The 26,948-nt window shown below is 73.0% G+C and carries 13 protein-coding genes; 8 read left to right on the top strand and 5 right to left on the bottom strand.

The genetic code is table 11. The features are described from left to right. Positions 1-96: 96 nt before the first annotated feature. Complete coding sequence (locus tag I6A81_RS14255; protein ID WP_203003736.1) at positions 97-816, bottom strand: alpha/beta fold hydrolase; 720 nt, start codon at positions 814-816, stop codon at positions 97-99. 134 nt (positions 817-950) lie between these two features. Here I6A81_RS14255 and I6A81_RS14250 point away from each other — a divergent pair, with 134 nt between their 5' ends. The 5 genes from I6A81_RS14250 (at position 951) to I6A81_RS14230 (ending at position 10,426) form a co-directional block, all read left to right on the top strand. Continuing rightward, the gene (locus tag I6A81_RS14250) at positions 951-1,796 is read left to right on the top strand and encodes an enoyl-CoA hydratase/isomerase family protein (RefSeq protein WP_203003735.1); all 846 of its coding nucleotides are present in this window, start codon (positions 951-953) and stop codon (positions 1,794-1,796) included. Positions 1,797-1,900: 104 nt separating this feature from the next. After that, on the top strand, positions 1,901-4,189 hold the full coding sequence (locus tag I6A81_RS14245) for a molybdopterin-dependent oxidoreductase (protein ID WP_203003734.1): 2,289 nt from the start codon (positions 1,901-1,903) through the stop codon (positions 4,187-4,189). Positions 4,190-4,431: 242 nt separating this feature from the next. Continuing rightward, positions 4,432-5,550, top strand: coding sequence for an NAD(P)H-dependent amine dehydrogenase family protein (locus I6A81_RS43355; protein WP_203003733.1), 1,119 nt, complete (start codon positions 4,432-4,434; stop codon positions 5,548-5,550). Positions 5,551-5,930: 380 nt separating this feature from the next. Then, positions 5,931-10,124: a SpoIIE family protein phosphatase gene (locus tag I6A81_RS14235; RefSeq protein WP_203003752.1), complete on the top strand. Its 4,194-nt coding sequence runs from the start codon at positions 5,931-5,933 to the stop codon at positions 10,122-10,124. Further along, a complete protein-coding gene (locus tag I6A81_RS14230; protein ID WP_203003732.1) occupies positions 10,121-10,426 on the top strand; it encodes an STAS domain-containing protein in 306 nt (101 codons plus the stop codon). The genes I6A81_RS14235 and I6A81_RS14230 overlap by 4 nt, the downstream gene beginning before the upstream one ends. 101 nt (positions 10,427-10,527) lie before the next feature. Here I6A81_RS14230 and I6A81_RS14225 read toward each other — a convergent pair whose 3' ends face one another. Next, positions 10,528-10,914 carry a VOC family protein gene (locus I6A81_RS14225; protein ID WP_203003731.1) on the bottom strand — a complete coding sequence of 129 codons (387 nt, stop codon included), beginning with the start codon at positions 10,912-10,914 and terminating at the stop codon, positions 10,528-10,530. 151 nt (positions 10,915-11,065) lie between these two features. Beyond that, positions 11,066-11,542 (bottom strand): ferritin family protein, encoded by a 477-nt coding sequence (locus I6A81_RS14220; protein ID WP_203003730.1) that lies wholly within the window; start codon positions 11,540-11,542, stop codon positions 11,066-11,068. Positions 11,543-11,708: 166 nt separating this feature from the next. On the opposite strand from I6A81_RS14220, the gene I6A81_RS14215 reads away from it, so the two are divergent. Next, the gene (locus I6A81_RS14215; RefSeq protein ID WP_307874656.1) at positions 11,709-12,698 is read left to right on the top strand and encodes an AraC family transcriptional regulator; all 990 of its coding nucleotides are present in this window, start codon (positions 11,709-11,711) and stop codon (positions 12,696-12,698) included. Positions 12,699-12,740: 42 nt separating this feature from the next. On the opposite strand, the gene I6A81_RS14210 is transcribed toward I6A81_RS14215, so the two are convergent. Next, a complete protein-coding gene (locus I6A81_RS14210) occupies positions 12,741-13,865 on the bottom strand; it encodes a fimbrial biogenesis chaperone (RefSeq protein WP_203003729.1) in 1,125 nt (374 codons plus the stop codon). A gap of 213 nt (positions 13,866-14,078) precedes the next feature. Then, complete coding sequence (locus I6A81_RS14205; protein ID WP_203004451.1) at positions 14,079-14,480, bottom strand: hypothetical protein; 402 nt, start codon at positions 14,478-14,480, stop codon at positions 14,079-14,081. Positions 14,481-15,499: 1,019 nt separating this feature from the next. On the opposite strand from I6A81_RS14205, the gene I6A81_RS14200 reads away from it, so the two are divergent. Together I6A81_RS14200 and I6A81_RS14195 are read left to right on the top strand one after the other, a co-directional pair. Then, positions 15,500-16,462 carry a DUF11 domain-containing protein gene (locus tag I6A81_RS14200; protein ID WP_203004450.1) on the top strand — a complete coding sequence of 321 codons (963 nt, stop codon included), beginning with the start codon at positions 15,500-15,502 and terminating at the stop codon, positions 16,460-16,462. A 773-nt stretch (positions 16,463-17,235) separates the two neighbouring features. Continuing rightward, a complete protein-coding gene (locus I6A81_RS14195) occupies positions 17,236-26,646 on the top strand; it encodes a DUF7927 domain-containing protein (protein ID WP_203004449.1) in 9,411 nt (3,136 codons plus the stop codon). The last annotated feature ends 302 nt before the right edge of the window (positions 26,647-26,948 follow it).

Below are 26,948 nucleotides of genomic sequence, written 5' to 3'. Positions count from 1 at the left end.
GAAGCGGCATCGGGGCGGCGGGCTGCCTCACAGGTCACAGCCGGGGCAGGTCACGGCCCACGCGGGTCACCGCCCACAGGGTCACGGCCCCGCGGGTCACAGCCCGCCGCGGCCGAGCGCCGCCCCGGAGGCGGTCCGCAGGTCCGCCACCCGCCGGGCGAACGAGGCGAAGCCGGCCGGGTTCTCCCGGTGCACCATGTGCGAGGCGCCGGCCAGGCCGAAGGCCTCGGCGCCGACCTTCGCGCCGAAGGCCCGGATCCCGTCGGCGAAGAACGGGTACGACGCCGTCCCGTAGCCCACGACGCACGGCACCATGAGCCGGTCCGGGTCGAACGGCGGGCGCAGCGCCAGCGACATCTCGGCCGCCGCCAGGGCCCGTTCCCGGACCTGGCGCGGGCTGCCCGGCCGTTGCCGGGCGGATCGGGCGATGGTCTGCCGGATCAGGTCGGCGTGCTCCGCCGGCCACCAGTCGGCCCAGGGCATGGCGGTCTCCCAGACTCCGACGGACTCGATCAGGTCGGGCCGGCGGATCGCCGCGGCCAACGCCACGTTGCCGCCCCAGCTGTGCCCGACGACGGACGCCGTCCGGCCGTCCAGAGCCGCGAGCAGGTCGTCGACGTGCCCGTCGAGATCCGCCGGCACCCCGTCCCAGTCCGGGTCGGCACCCCAGCCGCGGCGGTCGTAGCTGACGATCTCGAGATCAGGCAGGAGCCGCGCCACCGGGTCGAAGCTGGCGCCTTCGTCCCGCAGGCCGTGCACCAGCATCGTCAGCGGCCTCGTACCCGAAACCTGCCGCAAGCCGAGCGCCGGTTCCATCCGCCCTCCCTCGGTCGACGCGAGCACCAGCGTTCACCCGCCTGGATCCCACCAGCGGGCAAAGCCATCAGTAGCACCCGAGCGTACGGGTGAATATTGTTTTCAATATCTAATCTTGCGCGGGAGGCGGCCGGATGGGCGGCAACACCGACGATGCGAGGCCCGAGCGAGCGGGCACGGCGCGCCCGCCGGACGGCGACTGGCTGGGCACGCCGTTCCTGCGGTTCGAACGGCTGGGCAGCGTCGCGGTCTGCACCGTCGACCGGCCGAACGCGCGCAACGCGATGACAGCCGCGATGTACTTCGGCGTCCGCTACGCCGTCGACCGCGTCAACCAGGATCCCCAGCTGGCGGGTCTGCTGATCACGGGCACTGGCGACGTGTTCATCCCGGGCGGCGACCTGGGCCACGGCGCCCCGGACGACTGGGGCGGCCCGATGCTGTTCGGCATGGACAACACGCCGTTCGACGCGATCCGGCACTCCCGCAAGCCGGTCGTGACCGCCGTCAACGGCATCGCCCAGGGCGGCGGCCTGCTCATCGCGATGATGTCCGACGTGACGGTCGCCAGCGACCGGGCCACGTTCCGCGCGCCGGAGGTCTACCGCGGCATCGCCGACACCGGCTACGCGCAGTATCTGCCCGCCCAGATCGGCCCCGCGCGGGCCAAGGACATGCTCTACACCGGCCGGGTGGTCACCGCCGCGGAAGCACTCGACTGGGGCCTGGTCGCCCGCGTCGTCCCGCATGAGGAGGTACGGGACGTCGCGCTCGAGGCGTTGCGCGCGTGCTGTCGCGGGGCGCCGGAGGCTCGCGCCGACGTCAAGCGCGTCATCGCCGCGCACTACGGCACCTACGACCGCATGACCATGGACAAGAGCGTCTACGGCGCCGAGGCCCGCGAGGGCTGGCTCGCGTTCTCCCAGCGCCGCAACCCCGGCTGGGTCCCCGAGGACCTGCGGACCCCCGGCCGCCTCTGAACACCCACGACGGAGACGTCCCGCGGGAGCTTGATCGATAGAGTATCCATTATCCATTAGCCGGCGGCCGCGCTGGTCGACGCCGCGACCGGAAGAGGAGCGACATGGCTGCCGAGGTGGAGCACCGTGCCACCTGCCCGCTGTGCGAGGCGATGTGCGGGTTACGGATCACGACCGTCGATGACCAGGTCAGATCCATCAGGGGCAACGCGGACGACGTCTGGTCACGCGGCTACATCTGTCCCAAGGGCACCGCGCTGGGACACCTGCACTCCGACCCGGACCGGCTGCGTCAGCCGATGGTCAGGGGGGCCGACGGCATCCACCGGCCCGTCGGCTGGGACGAGGCGTGGGCCGAGGTCGAGCGGGTGCTGCGCCCGGTATTACAGGAGGACGGCGCGGGCGCGCTGACCGTCTACGTCGGCAACCCCGTCGCGCACAACCTCGACCTCGTCAAGTACATCGGCGCGCTGGTCGGCATGGCGAGCGCGGCGGGCATGAAGGCGATCTACACGCCGGGCACCGTCGACCAGTGGCCCCTCAACCTGGTCAGCGCCCTGCTGTTCGGCGGCATGTGGGCCGGGCCGGTGCCGGACCTGGCCAGGACCGACCACCTCGTCATCCTGGGCGCGAACCCGTCGGCCTCGCAGGGCTCGATGCTGTCCGCGCCCGACATGCTCGGCCGGCTGAAGGCGATCCGCGCCCGCGGTGGCCGGGTCCTCGTCGTCGACCCGCGGCGCACCAGGACCGCCGAGGCTGCCGGCGAATGGCTGCCGATCCGCCCGGGCACCGACGCGCTGCTGCTGTTCGCCGTGCTGCGGACGCTGGCGGACGAGGGCCTGGTGCGCCGGCCGGCGCACCTCGACGGCCTGGTCAGCGGTCTCGACGAGGTGCTCGCGCTCGCCGCCCCCTTCACCCCGGAGCGGGTCGCCGCCGCCTGCGGCATCCCCGCCGAGCAGATCCGCGGCCTGGCACGGGACCTCGCCGCCGCGCGAGCGCCCGCGCTCTACGGCCGGATCGGCACCTGCACGCAGGAGTTCGGCACGCTCGCCACCTGGCTGATCTTCGTGCTGAACGTCGCGCTCGGGTCGCTGGACGCCCCCGGCGGCGTCTGCTTCCCCCGGGCGGCGGCGTGGATGCCCGGGTCCACCCGCGCACCGGACCAGACAGGCGAGCGATGGGAGTTCCACCGCTACACCAGCCGCGTCCGAAAAGCGCCCGAGGTGTTCGGCCAGTTCCCCGTCAGCTGTCTCGCCGAGGAGATCGACACCCCCGGCGCGGGGCGCCTGCGGGCACTGATCAGCGTCGCCGGCAACCCCGTCATCTCCGCCCCGGGCTCGGCCCGCCTCGACGCGGCGCTGCCGAGGCTGGACGCGTTCATCGCGGTGGACAACTGGCTCAACGAGACGACGCGGCACGCCCACGTGATCCTGCCCGGGCTCTCGCCGCTGGAGCGCGGCCACGCCGACGACCTGTACTGGATGTACGCGGTCGAGTCCGCCTTCAAGTGGAACGGCCCGGTCCTCCCGGCCCCCGCCGGCCGCCCGGCCGAGTGGGAGATCCTGCTGCGCCTCGCCGGCACGGTGCTCGGCATGCCGGCGCCCGACGTCGACCTCGCCGCGCTGGACGACCTGTACACCACCGGCATCATCACGGTCGCCACCCGGCCGGGGCAGCCGCTGGCCGGCCGCGACCCGGCCGAGATCCTGCCGATGCTGCACGGCCGCGGGCCGGCGAGGCTGGTCGACCTGGGCGTGCGCGCCGGGCCGTTCGGCGACCGCTGCGGCGAGCGGCCGGACGGCTGGACGCTGGAGAAGGCGCGGCGCCACCCCGACGGGATCGCCTTCGGGCCGCTGCGCGCGGGCCGGCTCGCCGAGGTGCTCCAGACGCCCTCCGGCACGGTCGAGCTGGTACACGACCTGCTCGTTCGCGACGTCGGGCGCCTGACCGCGCGCCTCGAGCGCGCCGAGCCCGAGCTCGTGCTGACCAGCCGGCGCCACCTGCGCTCGAACAACTCGTGGCTGCACAACGTGCCGGCGCTGAACAGGGGCACGAACCGCTGCACCCTGCTCATCCACCCGCTCGACGCCGCGCGGGCCGGGCTGGCCGACGGCCAGCCGGCGGAGGTGTCGACGGCCCAGGGGCGGCTGAGCGTGCCCGTCGAGGTCAGCGACGAGATGATGCCCGGCGTCGTCAGCCTGCCGCACGGCTGGGGCCACGGCCAGGCCGGCACCCGGCTGACCGTCGCCGCCACCCGCCCCGGCATCAACTCCAACCTGCTCAACCCGGGCGACGTCCTCGACATCCCCAGCGGCACCATCGTCCTGAACGGGGTGCCCTGCCAGGTACATCCCGCGCGAACCGTCGACGGTCAGGTCACTGCGGCGCCGTAAGCACAGCGGCAAGCACGGCGGCGCCGTGAGCACGGTCCGAACCGTCGCGCGACGGTCCTCTCGCGTGGCCGCTGTTCGGGGGCGCCGGTCGCCGGCCACCGCCTGGGCGACGATCCGCGTCATCTCGTCGAGATCGCCCGGCGTGGCCGCTTCCCGCTCGGGGCCCGCTGGCCCAGCGTTGCCCGGCGCCCGGCCAGAGAAATAATGTATCTAATATTCCAGCCAGCGAAGGGTTGCGATAAGTGGCGATCAAGGTCGTGCACTGGGGTACCGGTCCGACCGGCCGCCTCGGTCTTCGAGGCATCATCAACCACCCCGACCTCGAGTTAGTGGGTCTCTACGTCCACTCGCCCGACAAGGTCGGCCAGGACGCCGCCGCGCTGTGCGGCGTTGCGGCGAACACGGGCGTGGCCGCGACCGATGACGCCGCCGCGCTCGCCGCTGGGGGCGCGGACTGCCTCGCCTACTTCGGCCCCGCGGCCCACGACGGCGCCGGCGTCGCCGACGTGGCGCCCTTCCTGTCCGCCGGGACGAACGTGGTGACCACGTCCTTCGCCGGGCTGACCCATCCGCCGACCGCCGAGGCCGCCCTGCGGGACCCGCTGGAGGCCGCCGCGGTGGCCGGCGGCGCGTCGTTCTTCGCGACCGGCATCGAGCCCGGATTCGCCAGCGACCTCCTCCCGATGGCCCTGCTGTCGTCCTGCGACGAGATCAGGTCCATCAGGATCCAGGAGATCGCGGACTACTCCGGCTACCCCGCCGCCGACACCCTGCGGTACGCGTTCGGCTTCGGCGAGGCGCCGGACTTCGGCTGCTTCCTGGCCGACCCGGCGATCCTCACCGGCGCCTGGCGAGGCGTGGTCGACGCGATCGCCGACCTGCTCCAGACGCCGCTCGACGCGATCGAGACCGACTACGAGCGCGCCACACTCGACCGGGACCTGGACACCGCGATGGGTCGCCTTCCCGCCGGCAGCACGGCCGGCGTCCGGTTCGAGGTGCGCGGCGTGCTCGACGGCCAGCCGCTCGTCATCCTCGAGCACGTCAACCGCATGGCCGGCGACGTCGCGCCGGCCTGGCCGCACGGCACCGCCGGCGACACGCTCACCTACCGGGTAGAGATCGTCGGCAGCCCGACCATGCGGTGCGAGCTCGTCTTCGACCCGCCGGAGTCCGAAGGCGGCCTGACCGCGACCGCGATGCGCGCCGTCAACGCGATCCCCGCCGTCTGCGCGGCCGGACCCGGACTGCTTGGCGCGACCGACGTGCCCCTCGTCGCCAGCAGGAACCTCGCCAGCAGGAACCTCGCCAGCCGCGCCATCGCGGCCTCCGCTCGGCCCGGCGCCCGCCCGAGTCAGTAGGCGGGCGCCGGGACTCGCGTCGAGAGCGGCGGCTCCCTCGGCCAGCCCGCCGGGCCCGGTCCCGCCGGTTCGCGGCTGCCGGAATTGATCGGGAAATTCCGGGTAGTAGACACTTGTCTGGTAGGTTGCGCGGCGCGGATGTGGTGCGTGGTGGTGCGGCCGACCTGGCCGACCGAGCCGGTTCGTGGGCGGGTCGGTGTTGTGCGGCCCGAGGACATCGTTTCCGCCGTGTCGTCAGGTTCCGCCGTGTCGTCGGGTGATGCCTACCGCCGCGGGGGCGAGAGGACGGCCGCGTGACCAGTGGAGCCGATGGCCGGCTGCGCGCGGCCGAGATCGCTGAGACCACCGAAATCGCTGAGACCACCGAGATCGCTGAGGCCATGGAGGCCGCGGGGATCGCCGACGCCACGGGGGCCGGGGTGTTCGCCGCCGACCAGGAGGTCGGCGAGGATCTGGCGGTCGTGGACTGGTCGGCGACTCCGATCGGCGAGCCGTCCGGATGGCCGCAGAGCCTGCGGACCGCGGTGAGCATCCTGCTGTCGTCACGGTTCCCGATGTGGATGGCGTGGGGTCCGCGGCTGACGTTCTTCTGCAACGCCGCCTACCGCCGCGACACCCTGGGGCAGAAGTACCCGTGGGCACTGGGCCGCCCGGCCGACCAGGTGTGGGAGGAGATCTGGGACGACATCGGCCCTCGGATCGAACACGTGCTGGCCACGGGCCGGGCGACCTGGGATCAGGGGCTGTTGCTGTTCCTGGAACGCTCCGGGTACCCGGAGGAGACCTACCACACGTTCTCCTACAGCCCGCTGCGCGACGACTGGGGCACGGTGGTCGGAATGCTGTGTGTGGTCAGCGAGGACACCGAGCGCGTGATCGGCGAGCGGCGCATGGCCACGCTTCGCGATCTTGGCTCGGATCCCAGCGTGGCCCGCACCGAGCAGGAGATGCTGGAGTTCGCCGCGAGCCAGCTGGGCCGCAACCAGCGGGACCTGCCTTTCACCCTGACCTATCTGTTCGACGACGACGGTGGCGCGCGGCTGGCGGCGACGACCGGGATCGTGAGCGGTCATCCGGCCGCCCCGGGGCACGTGCCGTCCGATTCCGGGCTGTGGCCGGCCGCGGCCGCCGCCCAGGGCAGGTCGGTGCTCGTCGACCTCGGCGACCCGGCGCTGGGTTCACTGCCGACCGGGGCCTGGCCGACGCCCCCCGCCCAGGCGCTGGTCGTGCCGCTGCTGCACCAGGGCAGCGTGCCAGTGGGGTTCGTGGTGGCGGCGCTGAACCGGTATCGCCCGCTGGACGAGGGCTACCGCGGATTCGTGGACCTGATCGCGGGCCATGTCGCGGGCGGCATCCTCAGCGCCCGCAGCTACCGTGCCCAGCTGCGGCGGGCCGAGGAACTGGCCGAGCTGGACCGCGCCAAGACCGCCTTCTTCTCCAACATCAGTCATGAGTTCCGCACCCCGCTCACCCTGATCACCGGCCCGGTGCAGGAACTGCGGACACGCCTGGCCGACGCGGAGCCCGTCGTGCGGGCGGAGGTGGAGGTCATCCACCGCAACGGGCTGCGGCTGGGCAAGCTGGTCAACGCCCTTCTGGACTTCTCCCGCATCGAGGCCGGCCGGATGCGGGCCAGCTACGAGCCGGTCGATCTGGCGGCGGTGACCGGGGAGCTGGCCAGCGTGTTCCGGTCGGCGATCGAGAAGGCCGGGCTCAGGTTCGAGGTGGACTGTCTCCCGCTGGCCGAGCCGGTCCATGTCGACCGCGGCATGTGGGAGAAGGTGATCCTCAACCTGTTGTCGAACGCGGTGAAGTTCACCTTCGACGGTGCTGTCGCCGTCCGCGTGCGAACCCAGGACGATCATGCGGTGGTCACCGTCGCGGACACCGGCATCGGAATCGCCGAGGCGGAGATGCCACGGCTGTTCGAGCGGTTCCACCGGGTCGAGAACGCCCGGTCCCGTTCCAGCGAGGGCAGCGGCATCGGGCTGGCGCTGGTCAAGGAGCTCGTCGGCCTGCACGGCGGCACCATCACCGCGGACTCCGCGCAGGACCGGGGCACGACCTTCACGATTCGCCTGCCCTTCGGGTACGCCCACCTGCCGGCCGACGCCGTGACGGAAGGCCCCGCGATGGTGACGGCCTCGGCCAGCGTCGAACCGTTCGTGGAGGAGGCGATGCGCTGGCTGCCCGACACCGCGGTCCCGGACCTCCAGCCCGCCGCGCCGGGCGACGCCGCGCTCCCCCCACGGGTCGGCTCACCGGCCCTGACCGACGCCGTCCGTGGCCTGCCCGCCCGGGTGCTGGTCGCCGATGACAACGCCGACATGCGCGAGTACCTGACCCGCCTGCTGCGGGGCGCCGGGCACGAGGTCAGGGCGGTCACCGACGGGCAGGCCGCGCTGGAGACGGTGCGCGGCGAGCTGCCTGATCTGGTCGTCAGCGATGTCATGATGCCCCGGCTGGACGGGCTCGGTCTGGTGGCCGCCCTGCGCGCGGACAGGCGCACCGCGAGCGTTCCCGTGCTGCTGCTGTCCGCGCGCGCCGGCCAGGAGGCCTCCATCCAGGGCCTGGAGGCGGGCGCCGACGACTACCTGGTCAAGCCGTTCTCCGCGGCCGAACTGCTGGCCCGGGTGCGGGCGAACGTGGAGCTGGCCCGGCTGCGCAGCCAGCACGCGCGGTGGCGCACCGCGCTGGTGGACTCGCTGCAGGAGGGGTTCTTCGTCTGCGACGCCGACGGCACGGTGGCCGAGATCAACGCCACGTTCGCCGAGATCCTCGGCTACGGACCCGACGGGCTGCCCTACCGGCCGCCGCTGGCCTGGTGGCCCGATCCGGACACCGACCCGCATGCCTACCAGCGGGTCCGCCAGGAGTTCTCCCGCCTGGTCGAGGACACCAGCGGCGAGGGTGACCTGCCGCTGGTCCACCGCGACGGGCACCGGGTCTGGCTGCGCGCCACCTTCAACCGCGTCGAGGACCCGGTGGCCGGCCGGCACGTGATCGTCGGCACCGTCCGCGACATCACCGGCGAGCACTACACCGTCCAACGCGACACCGCCCTGGCCGCGCTGGCCGAGCAGCTGGCCCAGGCCGACACCGTGCCCGAGGCGCTGGCCGCGGCGGCGACCGAGCTGCGCCGTACCTGGTCGGCCCACCATGTGACCATCGCCGTCTTTCCCCCCGCGTCCGCCGGGAGCCACCGGGAGCCGGACCTGGTCCGTACCAGCGAGCACAGCCGGTGGTCCGATCTGGCGCCGGAGCTGCGGACGCTGCTGTCCGCGCTGCGTGAGGCACCGCCGCTGGCTCCCCAGGTCGATCAGCCCGGCTGCGCCGGCGTCACCGTGGGCTATCCCGGCGGGGTGCTGGTGGTGTGGATCGACCTTGGCGACCGGCGCCCGTTCGGCGCGGAGGACCAGGCCCTGCTCTCGGTCCTGGCCGGCCGGCTGGGGCAGGGCGTGCACCGGGTGCACGAGATCGACCAGCAGCGCGAGGCCGCGGTGGCCCTGCAACACGCCATCCTGGGGCCGGCGAGCCTGCCCGGCGGGTTCGCGGTGCGCTACCAGCCGGCCATCCGCCCGTTGCAGGTCGGCGGCGACTGGTACGACACCGTGCCCCTGGCCGAGGGCCGGATCGGCATCGTGGTCGGCGACTGCGTCGGCCACGGGCTGAACGCGGCCGCCGTGATGGGCCAGCTGCGCAGTGCCTGCCGCGCGCTGCTGCTGGAGCACTCGAGCCCCGCGCGGGCTCTGGCGGGCCTGGACCGGTTCGCCGCGCTGCTGCCCGGAGCGGAATGCACCACGGTGTTCTGCGCGATCCTCGATCCGGCCAGTGGTGAGCTGGTGTACAGCAGCGCCGGGCATCCCCCGCCCATCCTCGTGCGCGCCGACGGCACCGCCGCCACCCTGGACGGCGGCCGTGGAATTCCCCTGGGTGTGCGCATCGACCGGCACCGGGACCAGGACCGTCTGGTCATCCCGGCGCGGGCGACCCTGCTGCTCTACACCGACGGGCTGATCGAACGCCGCCGCCGCTCGCTGGACGACGGCATCGCCCGCGCCGCGGCCGCCGTCCACGACGGCCGCGGCATGCCGGTGGAGGAGCTGGCGAGCCACCTCATGGCCGTCCTCACTCCCGAAGGCGGGTACGAGGACGACGTGGCGCTGCTCCTCTACCGTCCGCCGAGGCCGCTGGAGATCGAGTTCGTGGCCGCGCCGAGCGAACTGGCCCCGGTCCGGCACACCTTGCGGGACTGGCTGAGCCGCTGCGACCTGAACGCCCAGATGATCAACGACGTGCTGATCGCCGTCGGCGAAGCGTGCAACAACGCGGTCGAACACGGCCACCGCGAACACCCGGCGGGCATGGTCCGGCTGCGCGCCGCCGCGCTGGCTGACCAGCTGTGGGTGTCCGTCATCGACAGCGGCCGGTGGAAGCCCCTCGACCCCGAAGCCACCGCCCGGGGGAACCGCGGCCGCGGGATCGCGCTGATGCGGGGCCTGATGCACCACGTCACCATCGACGCCACCGAGTCAGGGACCATCGTCGAGATGTCCACGAGGATCGCCACGTGAGCACCCCGCTGACCTTGCGCACCATCCATCACCCCGACGGCCGGCCGGTCCTGTCCGCCCGCGGTGAGATCGACATGAGCAACCTGCCCGAGTTCCGCGCCGCCCTCGCCGCGGCCGTGACCGGAAGCGGCCCGATCGTGGTCGACCTCACCGCGGTGGACTACCTGGACAGCGGCGCGATCAACGCCCTGTTCGTGCACGCCGAGCACCTGCACCTGATCTGCAACCGGGTTCTGCTGCCCGCCCTGCGGATCAGTGGCCTGACCGAGCTGGCCACCGTCGAGGCTCCCGACGCGCCATGACGAGCGCGGCCCGCGGCTGGGCCGGCGCGGACCGGCCAGCACAAAGGATGATCGGCTGGGCGCCGGCCGCGAGGCTCACCGACGCCGCCGGTCCCGCGCCGTCACGCGCCGAGGAACGCCTCGAGCGCGATGTTGTCCGGGTCGCGGAAGGCGAGCACCCGCCCGAACGGCAGCTCCCGCGTCGGGGTGAACACGGCGCCGGCCTCGGTCAGCCTCGCCTCCAGACGCTCGAGGTCCGCCGGCTCCTCCACGGAGAACGACAGATGGTCCAGGCCGGGCCGGGTCTCGTCGAACGCGTCCGCGATTCCCTGATCATGCTGACGCAGGACGACGCTCAGCCCGCCGGGAAGGACTCCGTGCGCGAAGGTGGTCGTGTCGCCGCGGTCGCGGACCAGCTCCTTCCAGTCGAGGACCTCGCCGTACCAGGCGGCGCTTCGGTCCAGGTCCGTCACGGTCAGGCTCAGGTGTGACACGCCGGTGAGGGCCATGCGTTCCTCCGAGGAATGCGACGACAGAAGAGAAACAGAAACGGAAGGAGATTGAGAAGTGTCGGCTTGGCCGTCCCGCGGCGCATGCCCCGCGGCGGGCACCTCGGCGGCCGTGTCCGACGCCGCCCCGCGCCGACGCCGCCCCGCGCCGTCAGCGGCCCGCGCCGAGCCGGGCGATCGCCCGGGTGAACCGGTCGGCGTGGCCGGACTCCTCGCGCCCGCTGATCCGCAGAAGCCGGGCGACCTCCGGGTCCGGCTCCGCGTCCGCCCACCGCTGGTAGTCCGCGTCGCCCGCGCGTTCCCCCTCGACGACCGCGGCCAGCAGCGCCGCGTCGACCACGGCGGGGGCCTCGACCGGGTAGCCCTCGTCCATGTCCAGGGTGGGCTGGAACGGGCCGCCGGTCTTGAGGGTGAGCGCACGGCGCACCCGGCTGGCGTGGCCCAGTTCCTCCCGGGCGTTGCGGCGGACCAGCTCGGCGGCCTCGTCGTCGCCAATCCGGTCCGCCATCCGCTCATAGAGCTGGGCGGCGGTCCGCTCCAGCTTGTAGAGGATCTCCAGTTCGGGCACCCCCAGGTGGTCCAGCGCGGCCAGCGCCATCGCCGCGGACCGGAAGTCCTTTTCGTCCAACGTTTTCGTCGCCTCCTCGGCGGCCGGGAACCGGCGGGTCATGGATCGTGGGCGGTGAAGGGCCGGCGGACCGATCCGTCGGCGGGCCTGACTGTAGGGACACCTCGACGCTGGAGCGCGACCCGAGCGGCCCGGTCTCCCACCGCGGCGGCCAGATTGTCCTCGGGTGGCCGACGGCCCCGCCCGCTACGATCCGGACGTGCCCGACGCGCCGCTGCTCGTGATGCGCCGGAGCGTGGGGGTCAGCGCCGGAACGGTGGAACATCGCGCGACCGAGCCGATTTCCTACTGGCACCGGCATGACCTGCACGAGATCGAGTACGCCGTCGACGGCCTCGCCGAGATCTACACCCCGACGACGCATTACCTGTTGCCGCCCCGGCACGCGGCGTGGATTCCGGCGGGCGTCGAGCATTCGCCGCTGCTCAGGGACGTGACCACGATCGCGGTGTTCTTCGATCCCGCGGAGTTCGCGTTCCCGCGGACGCGGACGACCATCATCTCCGTCCCGCCAGTGCTGCGGGAGATGATGCGGTACGCGGCACGGTGGCCGATCTGGCGGAACGCCGACGAGTCCGACGCCGCCGGCGAGGGCACCGGCGACGGCGCCGAGGCGAACGCCTTCTTCCACGCGCTGGCCGGGGTGGTCCGCCGGCAGCTCGCCCACGAGGCACCGCTGTCGCTGCCGGTCTCCGACGACCCCGTCGTCCGGGACGTGATCGCTTACACGGCGGCGCACCTGGTCGACGCCGACGCCGCCTCGGTGTGCCGGGCCGTCGGCATCTCCGAGCGCGCGCTGCGCCGCCGGTTCGCCGCGGCACTCGGCCAGACCTGGCGCGACCACCTGCGCCAGGCCCGGCTGTTCCGGGCCATGGCCATGCTCAGCACGTCGACGATGTCGGTCGGCGAGATCGCCGTCGAGGTGGGCTTCGGCAGCGGCAGCGCGCTGGCCCGCGCCTTCCGGACGTGGACCGGGGAGAGCCCGTCGGAATACCGCGAACGCTGGCTCACGCCGGACGCCCCGGTGGGCTCCCCACCCTCCGCCGGCACCGGAGACGAGTTCGCCGCGGCCCGGGCCGACGCCCACGCGGACCGCCGAATCCGCCACCGATCGGCGTCGCGATCGTGGTCCTCCCAGCCAGCCCGATCGTTCTGAAACGGGGATCGCCCACACCCACCGCGCTCGGCTCGGGAACGGTCAGTCGCGGGCGTCGCGGGCGTGGCCGTCCGTCGGGTCCTGGGGCCCCTCGGCCTGGTCGCGGTCCGTGTAGTCCTTCCACCAGCCCGCCTGCTCACGGTCCGCCTGTTCACGGTCCTCGCGGTCGCGCAGGGCGCGAGCCGCGGCGTGCACGCGGGCGCGGTAGCGGCGCCGCGTCAGGATGCCGAGCAGGACGAGCACGGCGACGCCGGCGAGCGTCAGCAGCGCGAGATGCACCGGGAAGACGACGATCGTGACCTGGCGCTGTTGCGTCGCGCCGTTCGGGCCGGGCACGGTCACCGTCGCCGTGCACACGCACATCAGCGGCGGACGTGCCCACCGCGTGGTCACTTCACGTTCCGCGCCGCGGCCGATCGTGAAGTCGGGAAAGGCGACGTCCTGGCCGTCGATCCGGGCGTTCAGCCGGCCGGTGCCGCGAAAGTCGCGGTGCACCGTGCCGGTGGACCGGAAGGTGGCGGTCAGGTCGATCGGGCCGCCGAGCGCGAACCGTGGCCCGGTCAGGCTGTTCAGCCGGATCGAGTCGTCGACCGGGCCGGGCACCGTGATGTACAGCGGGGCCGCGATGCCCCGGTTGAGCTTGAACGCCTTGGCGTCGCCGGTCGCCGGCACCATGAACACGACCGCCACGTGGTGGTCGCCCGGCTCCGGGTTCGGGGGCATCGTGATGCGGCTGGTCACGAGCTGGCGCGCGCCCGCGTCCAGCCGGAACCTGGCCGGGCTGACCGTGATCCAGTCGATGGCCGAGTAGGACGCCCCGTCGGTGGTCAGCTTCACCGCGCCGTCCTTGCCCGCCGTGAAGTCGGCTCGCTGCACGACCACGTCGAGCGGTGCCGACCCACGGTTGGTGACCACGAACTTCTGGTCATCGTCGATGTGCTCCGGCGAGATCGTCATCCGGGTGGGACTCACCGACAAGGAGAAGGCCGGCGACTTCTCGCCAGCCGGGGCCGGCTGGGTTCCTTGAGCCGGCTGGGTCCCCTGGGCCGGCGCGGTGCCTGCCGGCTGGGCGGTATCCGCGGACGCCGGGCCGAGCGGCACCGACAGCGAGAGCAGGCCGATCGCGCCGGCGGCGGCACACCGCGCGAGTCGGGCACGACGGCTCACGGCAGGATCCCCGGACGCGGCACCGGCTTCGGCCGCGGAACCCCTCCCGCGGCCGTCCGCATCTCAGCCCACGGATCCATCTTGGCCGCGGAACGGTCTTCGACCACCGGACTCCCCTCGTCGCCGGCGCGTTCCGCGGCCGTGTGGATCTTCCTCCTCCCCTGGGCGGGCGGCTGGTCCCCAGCCGCCCGCCCAGCATTGCGAGAACGAGTACTACAGGGTGGTGACGACGTAGTCGAGCACCGCCGTATACGTGTCCGGGATGACGAACGGAATCGTGATCCGGAACTCGTTGGTGATGATGTCGCCGGCTGGCAGGGAAGGGCCCGCCTGGGAACGCACCAACACCGGCGCGGTGTTACTGGGCGGGTTGTAGGTGGTGGTTCCCGCCTCCCGGACCTCCAAGCTCCCGATCGGGATCGTGTCGGAGTTTCCGGGCAACGTCGGATTCAGGGTGGGCGTGGTGGACTGGACCGTGACGGAATATCCCTCGTTGTTGTTGGTGGTCACCAGCATGGTGACCGCCGGGTCCGTGGTCACGTCGGTCTCGCCCGGGTTACCGGCCAGTACGAAGGACGGCACGAGCGCGGTCAGGGTGATCGAGGATCCGACCACGACATTTGCCGTCGTACTTAGGGTCGAGGTCTGTCCCGGGATGGCCTGGGCACTGGTCCCCAGACCGCCCACCACCATCCCGACCCCGGCGGCCAGAATCAGACCGCGCCACAGGACGGGCCGCGATCGACATCTCATCAACATTACCTACTCCGCTCGCTCGGCAGATCGGGCGGAGTTTTTTTTCCAGCGCCCCGCCAGGAGTCAAGGAAGGTGCCGGGAAGGCCCGTGGTCGATCTCCGTGGGGCCCGGAGAAATCCAAAGCAGATATTCCGGCCGCGCTTCCGGCGGGTTGGCGGCGGCAGCCAACCCGGGCGAGCGGGACAGAGCACTCCTCCGGCGGCGGCGACATGGCCCGCCCGTGCCCAATGCCGACGACGGGTCCGCAAGAAGCGCGGCGGCGCCGATCGCGCCCACCCTCCGTCATTTTCCGTGAGGCACCTCTCGGAGTGGCTCCGACCAGTCGGCGTCGCTCACGGGCTTTGCCCGGCACCGCGGCACCGGCCGGCGCCCCGCGCCACACCCGGCGACGTCGTCCCGCGCCCATCCGTCCCGTGGGTGGCGCCCGACGTTTCAGCCGAATCGCGTGTCATGACTCGCGTTTCGGCGGACAAGTCCGCGGTCCGGCCCGCACCGCCGCCCTTGACGTCTCAGGCCACCGGCACGCCCCGAACTTGTCCGTCAATAGGCGGTCCATGGACCGCGTCGCGACGGACACTTCGCCATTCTTGGCCCACGGCATATGCCCCAGACCGGTGAACCTTGGCCAAGGCGGCACTCGTTCGCGCGGGACTGTCCGGTGGCCGGCCCTCGTCGCCCGTATTCCGCCGGAGAACCCCCACCCCGAATGATGACGCACCCCGTTTCGGCCGCCACTGGCCGTCATTCAGCGTCCCGGCCACCTATACTGCGACCCGCCCAGCGGCAACGGAACGGACTGGACACGCGACCTTCCCCGTTTTACGTCGCACCCGTCAAGGCAGCCGGAGATATCCGTCGTCCGGCCAGAAAGGAGCGCGATGACCGGGTCCGGCATCGGGCGCGCCATCCGCCCGCTCGTCCTGGTGATGACCGGCCTGGCACTCACCGCGGCCTTTCTCGCCGTCGGCGGCGGGCCGCTGACGGCGCCCATCCCGTGGTCCACCGCCCTGGCGTCGCCCGCCCGGGCCGAGCCAGCCACCGGGCCGACGCCGGATGGCCCGGCCCTGAACCTCGCGGTCGCGGTCGACGACGGCCGCGCCGACGCCAGGGAGGGCGACGAGATCACCTACACGGCCAGGGTCCGCAACGCCGGAGGCACCGACGCCCGCGACCTCGTCGTGACGCAGACCCTGCCGGCCGTCGCCCGCGTCACCGGCGCGGACCGCGACGGCACGATCAAGGGCGGCACGGGTGATGGCGGCCCGGGCGCGGAGGAAGGCGCCGGCGGGGGCGTGGTCGAGTGGCCGGTCGAGCTGGCGCCCGGCCAGGAGGAGACGTTCACCGTGCGCGCGCGGGTGGGCCGCGTCCCGCCCGGGCTGCTCCGGCTCGCCACGGTCGTGTGCGTGACGACGGCGTCCGACCGGCGGCCGGTGGTCTGCGCGACCGACTCGGATGCGCTGCCCGCCGCGGCGGCGGACGCGCGGACGCCCGGGTCGACCGAGGGTGCCGGCGGAGTCCCTGGCTGGCTGGTGCCGCTGATCGCCGCCGCCGCGATCCTGCCGCTCGGCGCGGGCGGCCTCGTCCTGTACCTCCGGATGGCCCGCCGCCGTGCCCGGCTGGCCCACCGCCAGGCGCGCGCCGCCACCTCGCGGGTACCGATCTCGGAAACCGCCCCGGTGGAGCCACCGAGCGCGACGCCGAGCACGACGGCCGGTCCCCGATCGGCCCCACGGTCCGCTCCCCTGACCGGCCCGGAGGCCAGGCCACGGGCCGAACCGGACGCCGAGGCCGACCCGGAGGCCGAACCGCGGGCCGTGGTGACATACCCGGACCGCGGCTGACGGAGCCGGGCAGCGCGGCGGGGCTCCGGCGGTTCCCGCCGCTTTCCCGGTTTCCCGCCTTTCCCGGTTCCACTGCTTTGTTGTGCCCACCTTCCGACACTCCCCGCGTGTCTGCTGGGCACTGTCTGGCCGGCAATGTCTGCCAAGTTTTCCGCCGCCCGGCCGGCGGGCTGTCCGCTGATGTTCTTCAGCGACCACCGGCCGGGCATAGCCGACGCCGCCCCGCGCTCGCCGCCGTCGCGGCGAAGCCGTCGAACACCGGGGCGCCACATCCTTGACCCGCCGTGGTCGCAGTCGTAACACTTTCCGTCGCCATCCCCGAGCGAATGAAGACAAGGAGTGGAATACCTCGGGACGGCCACCGGTCGGCACGTCCGGCCGCGATATGACCGCAAGCGCTGACGATTCGACCGCCCCCCGGCCCCCGCATCTCCTCCGCCGCTCCGCCACCTCTTCCACCGCCACTTCCCGCTGCCCGATCGACGACGTTCCGCCCGGGATTCCGTTCGGGCGGCCCGGCGTGCGCGACATCTCCGACGGTCGGATGGTTCGCGACACGCGGGACGGATCGTGAACCGGGGGATGGAGGCGGAGGCGCGGGATGAACGCGGACGGCGGGTCGAGTCGCCATCCGCGAGGCGAATCGTCGCCGGCACCCCGGCGATCTCCGGCAACTGGGATCTCCGGTCGTAGGAACGGGCGAGGCTGTGGACGGTAGAGAACGCGCGCGGGCGCGTGCCACGATGAGGCGTCGCGGTGTCCGTGAAATCGGAATGCGCGACGCCGGAATCCGTGGCGCCGGAATCCTTCACTCCGGAATGCGCGGCCGCGGCATCCGCCGCCCCTGGTTCACGAACGGCACCGCGGTGGTGGTGCTCGCCGTGCTGCTCTCCGGCTCCTTCTCGGTCATCGCGCCGGAAACCGCCCGCGCCGCCGGGACCGTGCTGTTCAACCAGCCGTTCAAGAACTCGACGGCGAACGGCACGGGAGCCGTCTCGCTGCCCGCCCTGCCGGCCTCGGCTTCCGGCTCGAACTTCGCCTGCCTTTCCGCCGCGGGGAACACCACCAGCGGCCCGCTGCTCAGCTGCACCACGAACACGGACAGCGCCGGCTCCGGCAACCTTCGGCTGACAAATGCCACGACCTCCAAGGAGGGCGGCGTCTTCGGGGCGACGAGCGTCCCGACCTCGCAGGGCCTCGGCGTGACGTTCAACTCCTACCAGTACGGCGGCGGCGGCGCGGACGGCCTCACCTTCGTCGTGGCCGCGGTGAACCCGGCCTCGCCGACCGCGCCGACGAGCATCGGGCAGGCCGGCGGGTCGCTCGGATATTCCGGGACGTCGTCGAGCGCCGGCCTGGCCTATGGCTATCTCGGGTTCGGCATGGACGTCTACGGAAACTTCAGCAGCAGCTTCTACCAGGGGTCCGGCTGCACGAATCCGGCCTACATCTCCACCGTGTCCCGGGTACCCGGCCAGGTGGTCGTGCGCGGCCCGGGCAACGGCACGGTCGGCTACTGCGCGATCAACAGCACGGCGACGAGCACGTCGTCGTCCGCGCTCGCGCTGCGGGCCAGCACCCGCGCGGCGTCCGTGGTGCCCGTCGAGGTCGTCATCAACCCCACCAGCCAGACCCTCGTCAGCGACTCCGGCCTCAGCGCGGCCGCCGGCACCTACGCGTTCTCGTTCACGCCGGTCGGCGGTACGGCGCGCACCCTGCGGGGCAGCCTGCCGACGGTCTCCACCAGCCTCTTCCCGTCGAGTTGGCTGAGTTCGGGCGGCATCCCCCGCCAGCTCGCCTTCGGCTGGGTCGGGTCGACCGGCGCGGTCACCGACTTCCACGAGATCGACAACGCCAGGGTCGTGACCTTCAACCCGGTGCCGCAGCTGACCGTCGCCGCGACCAGCTACAACGGGTCGGCGCCGCAGCCGGGCGACCCGGTGACCTACACGGTGTCGGCGGGCGTCTCGGCCAGCGGCGCGGCCGAGGCGGTGCCTGTCTCGGTCACCCAGACGCTGCCCGCCGGCGTCGTCCCCGTCGGGGCGTTCGGCACCGGCTGGGTCTGCCAGCCACCGTCCGGCCAATCGATCACCTGTACGAACAGCAACGGGCCGTTCGCCGCCGGCACGACACTTCCGCCGCTGACCGTCGTCGCGGTCGTCACCGGCAGCGGCGTCACGCCCACGCTGATCCAGACGGCCACCACGACGACCTCGTCGTCGACCGACGCCAATCCCGGGCTCGCCACCACGACGACCCCCGGCACCGTCCCGGCGGCACCGACAGGGCTCGCGATCTCACCCACCTCCGGGACGATCTCCGGCGGCAACGCGGCGACCATCACCGGCACGAACCTCGGCGGCGCCACGGCGATCCTGATCGGCACCACCGCGGAACAGCGCGCCGGGACCGCCGTCGTCCTGCTGCCCTGCCAGTCCGGGCCAGCCGCCGGCTGCTTCACGGTCAACGCCAACGGATCGCTGTCGATCTCGTCGATGCCGGCCAGGGCGACGGCGACCGCCGTCACCGTCGCCGTCGTCACGGCCGGCGTCGCCGGCACCACGTCCTACACCTACACCTCCGTCCCGGGCACCCCGGCGGCGCCGACCGCCACCGCGGGCGTCTCCAGCGCGACGGTGAGCTGGACGGCCCCGCCCGCGAACGGCAGCCCGATCACCGGCTACGTCGTCACGCCCTACCTGAACGGGGTGGCGCAGGCCCCGCGGTCCTTCGACGCGACCGCGACCAGCCGGATCCTGACCGGGCTGACCCCTGGCGGCTCGTACACGTTCACGGTCACCGCCGTGAACGCCGTCGGCACCGGCGCGCCGAGCCCGGTCTCGAACGCCGTCGTGCCCTACGCGCTGCCGGCCGCGCCCACGATCACCGCCGTGTCCGCCGGCAGCACGTCCGCCACCCTGTCCTGGACGGCGCCCGCGGCGAACGGCAGCCCGATCACCGGCTACGTGGTGACCCCGTTCATCGGCGGCGTCGCGCAGACACCGCAGACCTTCAGCGCCACCGCCACCACCCAGACCCTCACCGGCCTGCAGGGCGGCACCACCTACACGTTCCAGGTCGCGGCGATCAACGCCGCCGGGACCGGGCCGGCGTCGGCCGCCTCCGCGCCGGTGACCGTCAACGTCTCCCCCAGCCTGAACCTGCCGGCGCCGCCGCCCGGCGAGGTCGGGGCCGCCTACTCCGACCAGCTCACCGTCACCGGCGGCACGGCGCCGTTCACCTGGTCGGTCAGCTCCGGCAGCCTGCCGGCCGGGCTGACCCTGAACCCCTCGACCGGGCTGATCTCCGGCACCCCGACCAGCGCCGGCGCCTTCACGTTCACGGTCCGCGTCGTGGACGCGAGCGGCCAGGCGGCCGCCCAGAGCCGCACCGTCACGATCGCCGCCGCGCCGGTCCTCACCTTCCCGGCGCCGCCGGCCGGCGAGGTCGGCGTGGCCTACAGCAACCAGCTCACCCTCTCCGGCGGGACCGCGCCCTACACCTGGTCGGTGAGCGCCGGCTCGCTGCCGGCCGGCCTGTCCCTGGACGCCGCGACCGGGCTGATCTCCGGCACGCCGACGGCGGCCGGCACGGCGTCGTTCGTCGTGCGCGTCGTCGACGCGTTCGGGCAGTCCGCGCAGAAGAGCACCAGCATCACCATCGCCGCGGTGCCCAGCCTGGACGGCCCGCCGCCGCCCACCGGCCAGGTCGGCGTCGCCTACAGCACCAGCTTCCCGGTGACCGGCGGAACCGGGCCGTACACCTGGGCGGTGACCGCCGGCAGCCCGCCGGCCGGCCTCACCCTGAACCCCACCACCGGCGTGCTGTCCGGCACCCCGAGCGCGCCCGGCGGCTCACCGTTCACCATCCAGGTCACCGACGCGTTCGGTCAGACGGCGACCCGGACGGTCACCGTGACGATCGCCACCGGGCCGATCACCGTGGTGTCGGCGGTGGACCGCTCGTCGGTCGCGCCGGGCGGCACGGTGGCCTACACGCTGACCGCCACCAACACCAGCGGGACACCGTTCGCCGGGGTGGCGCTCACCGAGTCGCTCGCCGGCGTCCTGGACGACGCCACCTACGACGGGAACGCGAGCGCGACCGCCGGCGCCGTCGCCGTCACCGGTACCGACCTCACCTGGACCGGCGACCTCGCGGCCGGCGCGAGCGCGGTCATCTCGTTCTCGGTCACCGCGCGCTCCCCGGCCACCGGCGACAAGGTCCTGGCCAGCGCGGTCACCTCGCCGACCCTGGGCACGACCTGCCCGGCCGGCGGCACCGACCCGCGCTGCGCGAGCACGGTGACCGTGTCGACGCTGACCCTCACCTCGGCGAGCGACGTCGCGTCGACGGTGCCCGGCGGCACGGTCACCTACACCTACACGGCCACCAACGACGGCCAGACGCCGTTCCAGGACGCCACGTTCACCGTGCCACTGGCCGACGTCCTCGACGACGCCGCCTACGCCTTCAACGGCCAGGCGAGCGCCGGCGGGCTCAGCTTCACCGGGGACAGCCTGGTGTGGACCGGCGCGCTGGCCCCGGGGGCGTCCGCCACCGTCACGGCCTCCTTCACGGTCCGCTCGCCGGCCGGCGGTGACGGGGCGCTGCGCGCCACCCTCGTCTCAGCCACCCAGGGCAGCACCTGCCCGGCCGGCGGGACGGTTCCCGCCTGCGCGACGGTCGTACCGGTGCTGACCCCCGGCCTGTCGATCACGTCGACGTCGGACGTGTCGTCGACGACGCCCGGCGGCACCGTCGGCTTCACCGTCACGATCACCAACACCGGGCAGACGCCGTACACCGGCGCGACGGTCGTCGACTCGCTAGCCCGGGTGCTGACCGACGCGGTGTACAACGGCGACGCGATTGCCAGCACCGGGGCGCTGAGCTACACGGCGCCGAACCTCACCTGGACGGGCGACCTCGCGGTCGGGGCGTCCGCGACGATCATGTTCTCGGTCACGGTGAACGACCCTGACAACGGCGACCGCGTCCTGATCAACACGGTCAGCTCGCCGGTCGCCGGCAGCACCTGCCCCACCGGCGGCAACGCGCCGGCCTGCTCGACGACCGTCCCCGTGCTGCTGCCCGCGCTGACCGTGACCGCCGCCGCCAGCCCCGCGACCGTGGCCCCCGGCGGCACCGTCACCTACACGGTCACGGTGACCAACGCGGGCGACACCCCGTACACCGGCACGTCCACGGTCACCTCGCTCGCCGGGCTGCTCGACGACGCGGTCTACAACGCCGACGCGGCCGCGACCAGCGGGACGGTGACCTACACGGCGCCGAACCTGACCTGGACCGGCGACCTCGCCGTCGGCGCGGCCGCGACGATCACCTTCTCGGCGACCGCCGCGAACCCGGTCGCCGGCGACGCCGTGGCGACGACGACGACCGCGTCGACCGCGACCGGCACCAACTGCCCGGCCGGCTCGGCCGACCCCCGGTGCTCGACCGAGGTGCCGATCTCGGCGCTGGTGCTGGAACAGCACTACACCGGCAGCACCACCACCCCCGGCGCGGTCGTCCGCCTCAACGCCACGTTCACCAACGTCGGGAAGACGCCCTACACCGGCATCACCGTCCGCAGCAGCACGCTGCGGACCATCGACGACGCCATCCCGAACGGTGACCAGGTGGCCTCGTCCGGGACGCTGATCCTGGGCCCGTCAGAGATCACCTGGACCGGGGACATCCCGGTCGGCGGCGTCGTCACGATCACCGGCACGCTCACCATCCGCAACCCCGACCCGGGCGACCGGACCCTCACCGGCACCCTCGTCTCCACCGCCCCCGGCAACAACTGCCCGGCCGGCGGCACCGACCCGCGCTGCACCTCCCTCATGAACGTGCTGCTGCCCGGCCTCACGCTGAGCAGGTCGACCGACGTCGCGACGACGGTGCCCGGCGGGACCGTCGGCTACACGGTCACGATCAGCAACACGGGACAGACCCCGTACACCGAGGTGACGGTCGTCGACCAGCTCGGCGGCGTGCTCGACGACGCGGTCTACAACGCCGACGCCGCGGCGACCGCCGGCACCGTCGGGGTCGCCGGGTCGGCCCTGACCTGGACCGGCGACGTGGCCGTGGGCGCGACAGTGACGATCACCTTCTCGGTCACGGCGCGGGACCCGGACCCGGGGGACAAGCTGATGACGGACAGCCTGGTCTCCACCGCCGTCGGCGGCAACTGCCCGCCGGCCAGCCTCGACGCGGCCTGCGCGGGGACCGTCGCGGTCCTGACGCCGGCCCTCACTCTGGTCCAGACGCCCGACCCGACGGTCGCCGTCCCGGGCCAGGTCATCGCCTACACGGTCACGGCGACCAACAGCGGGCAGACGCAGTATCCGGCCGCCACCTTCACCCAGTCGCTGGCCGGCCTGCTCGATGACGCGGTCTACAACGCCGACGCGGCCGCCTCGTCCGGCTCGGTGTCCATCAGCGGCCAGGACCTGACCTGGACGGGCGGCCTGGCCCCTGGCGACACCGCGACGGTCACCTTCTCGGTGACCGTGAACAACCCCGACACCGGTGACCGGTCGCTGTCGAGCGTCCTGAACTCGCCGACCGCCGGCTCGAACTGCCCATCCGGCGGCACCGATCCGCGCTGCGCCAGCACGGTCACGGTCGAGTCGTCCGCGCTGCTGACGATCAGGACGGAGTCCTCGGCGCCGACGACCATCCCCGGCGGCACGGTCACCTACACGGTCACGGTCACCAACGGCGGTCTCACCCCGTACTCCGGCGCCGCGTTCACCGCGGACCTGACCGACGTGCTGGGCGACGCCACCTACAACGGAGACGCCACCGCGGACCTCGGAACGGTCGGCTACACCGCGCCGACGCTGTCCTGGAGCGGAACCGTGCCGGCGGGTGGCACGGCCACCATCACGTACTCGGTGACCGAGTTCGGCGGCATCGGCGCTGGCGACAGGATCCTGGTCACCACGGTGGCGTCGCCCTCCGCCGGCAGCAACTGCCCGCCGGGCGGCACCGACAGCCGCTGCACGACGACCGTCACCACGTCGGAGCTGACCCTCGCGCTGACCGCCGACACGGCGACCGCCACCCCCGGTCAGGTCGTCCAGTTCACCGGGACCATGACCAATACCGGCACCGCTCCCTACATCGGTGTAGACGTCGGGGTCCAGGTCGGTGGGCTGATCGACGACGCGGCCAGCTTCGGCGGCCAGACCGCGTCCAGCGGCACGTTCGCGTTCGGGCCCACCGGCCTGGTCTGGACCGGCAACATCGGCGTCGGCGAGACCGTCACGGTCACCGGCAGCGCCCGGATCAGCGACCCGGTCAGCGGTGACGGGCTGCTGGCCATGGCACTGTTCACCGACGCGCCGGGCTCCAACTGCCCGCCGGGCTCCGCCGACCCCGCCTGCTCGGCCTCGGTCCCGGTCCTCGTCCCGGGGCTGACCATCGTCAAGACCGCGGACCGGACGTTCACCACCCCGGGCGGCACGGTCGGATACACGATCACCGTCACGAACACCGGCCAGACCCCGTACACCGGTGCGGTCGTCACCGACCCGTTCGGCGGGCGGCTGGACGACGCCGACTACAACGGCGACGCGATCGCCACCGCCGGCACGCTGAGCTTCGCGAACCAGGCACTGACCTGGACGGGCGACCTCGCGGTCGGCGCCGCGGCGGTGATCACCTACACCCTGACGGTGCACAGCCCCAGCGTCGGTGACAAGCTGCTGGTCAACAGCGTCAGCTCGACCGACGCCGGCAGCACCTGCCCGCCCGCCAGCGGCAACCCCGCCTGCACCGCGAGCGTCCTGATCCTCACCCCGGCGCTCACGATCACCCGCGCCACGAGCGCGCCGAGCGCGGTACCCGGCGCCACGGTGACGTTCACCCTCGAGCTCGCCAACACCGGGCAGCTCCCGTTCCCGGGCGCCGTCGTGGCGGACTCGCTGGCCGGCGTGCTCGACGACGCCACCTACAACGGCGACGCCGCGGCCACCGCCGGCACCGTCGGGGTCACGGGGCCGGCCCTGACCTGGACCGGCGACCTCGCGGTCGGCGCGACGGTCACGATCACCTACTCGGCGACCGTCGACACCCCCGACAGCGGCGACCACCTGCTGACGGCCACCGCCAGCTCTGCCGTCGCCGGCAGCAACTGCGCCGCCGGCGGCACCGACCCACGCTGCTCGGTGACCGTGCCGGTCGCCGAGCTGACCATCGTCACCACACCCAGCGCGTCGGCCGTGGCCCCCGGCGACGTGCTCCAGTTCGTCACCACCATCACCAACACCGGGGCGGTGCCCTACCAGGGCGCCACGGTGACCGCCACGCTGGCGGGCGGCCTCGACGACGCGACGTACAACGGCGACGCCGTCACGACCTCCGGCGCCCTGCAGTTCGACGTCGACAGCCTGACCTGGACGGGCGATCTCCCAGTCGGCCAGTCCGCCGTCATCTCCGCCTCGCTCACGGTGAACCAACCCGACACCGGCGACCGGATCATCCGGATCTCGGTCGTATCGCCGACGCCCGGCAGCAGCTGCCCGGACGGCACCACCAACCCCGCCTGCTCGGCCACGGTCACCGTCCTCACGCCCGGGCTGACCATCACCACCACGGCGAACGTCAGCACGATCACGCCGGGCGGCACCGTCGGCTTCACCGTCGTCGTGACCAACACCGGTGAGACGCCGTACACCGGGCTGGTCGTCCAGGACGACCTCGCCCAGGTGGTCAACGACGCCACGTTCAACAACGACGCGGTGGCCTCCAGCGGCGCCGTCGGCTACGCCGAGCCGTTGCTGACCTGGACCGGTGACCTGGCCCCCGGCGCGAGCGCGACGATCACCTTCTCGGTGACCGTGGACGCCCCGTACCAGGGTGACCGGACACTGCGCAACGTGGTGCGCTCGAGCGCGTTCGGAGGCTCCTGCGCCGGCGGGCCGGCCGATCCGGCCGGCTGCGCGGCCGTCGTCACCGTGCTCCTGCCGGCGCTGACCATCACGAAGACCGCGGACACCGGCGGCGGTGGCGCCGGCGGCGCGGACGGGCAGACCGTGGTGGCCGGCGGCCCGATCGCCTACACGGTGACCGTCGCCAACACCGGTGAGGCGCCGTACACCGGGGCGTCGTTCACCGACGATCTGGCCGGCGTGCTCGACGACGCCGCCTACAACGCGGACGCCGCGGCCGACGTCGGCGCCGTCTCGTTCGCCGGCCAGGCGCTCACCTGGACCGGTGACCTCGCGGTCGGGGCGGTCGCGACGGTCACCTACTCGGTGACCACCGCGCTGCCGGGCGGCGGCGACCACACGGCGATCAACCAGATCGCCTCCGCCACCGCCGGCGCGAACTGCGCCACCGGCGGCGCGCCGTCCCCCTGCGCGACGACCACCACGATCCTCGTCCCGGGCCTGACCATCGGGATGACCGCCGACCAGAGCAGCGCCGTCGTCGGCTCCACGGTCCGGTACACGATCACGGCGACGAACACCGGGCAGAGCCCGTACACCGGGGTGGTCATCACTGACGACCTGAGTTCGGTGCTCGGGAACGCGACCTACAACGCCGACGCCACCGCCAGCGCCGGCGCGCTTGCCTACACCGCGCCGGCGCTCATCTGGACCGGCGACCTGCCGATCGGCGCCGGAGTCGTCATCACCTTCACCGCGACCGTCAGCCCGGCCGCGCCGGGCGGCGCGACCCTGGTCAACCGGGTGAGCTCGACTGCACCCGGCAGCACCTGCACCGGCCAGGGCGTCGAACCCGGCTGCGTCGCGACCACGGCGGTCGAGGAGCAGTTCCTCACCCTGACGGACCTCACTCCCACTTTCACCCTCGCCGGCGAGCCGAACAGCACGGTCAGCAGGGACGACGCGGTCACGATGACGGTGACGACGAACAGCGCCACCGGATACACGGTCTCGGTCCAGGCCGGCGAGCCGGTCCTGTCACCGAACGCCGCTGGGAACTCCGGCACGATCCCGGTGGACCGACTGTCCGTCCGGGGCACCGGATCGGGAGCCTTCCAGCCGCTGTCCGACTCCGCGGCGGTGACCGTCCATGACCAGGACCAGCCGAGCGCCCCGGGCGGCGACGCGATCAGCAACGACTACGCGATCGACGTGCCGTACGTCCCGTCCGACGTCTACTCCGGCACCCTCGACTACGTCGCCGCCACCCAGTGACGGCGCGATCGGGCGGAAACTCCTCCCCGGAGATCCGGGGTCGCGCCGTACCCGGCCCCCTGTTCGCCTGGTGGTGCGGCGTGCGCGGTCGCGCGTGTGCGTCTTGTCGCGACGTCACGGGGAATCGCGTCCGACGTGAGGGGCATGTCCGCCACCGTTTCGTGACCCTGGTGCCTAACAGGACGTCCGGGATCCCCCCGGATGTCTGCGAGGACGCGGCGAGGTGTGGGTGGGTCGCGGCTCGCCCGGCCTGTCGATCGGGCCAACGTTGTCTGAGGCGGCACTCGTCGCCTCGATGGTGA

The sequence above is a fragment of the Frankia nepalensis genome, assembly GCF_016786325.1.
Taxonomy (GTDB): Bacteria; Actinomycetota; Actinomycetes; order Frankiales; family Frankiaceae; genus Pseudofrankia; species Pseudofrankia nepalensis.
This window is presented reverse-complemented; position numbering and strand designations above follow the sequence as displayed.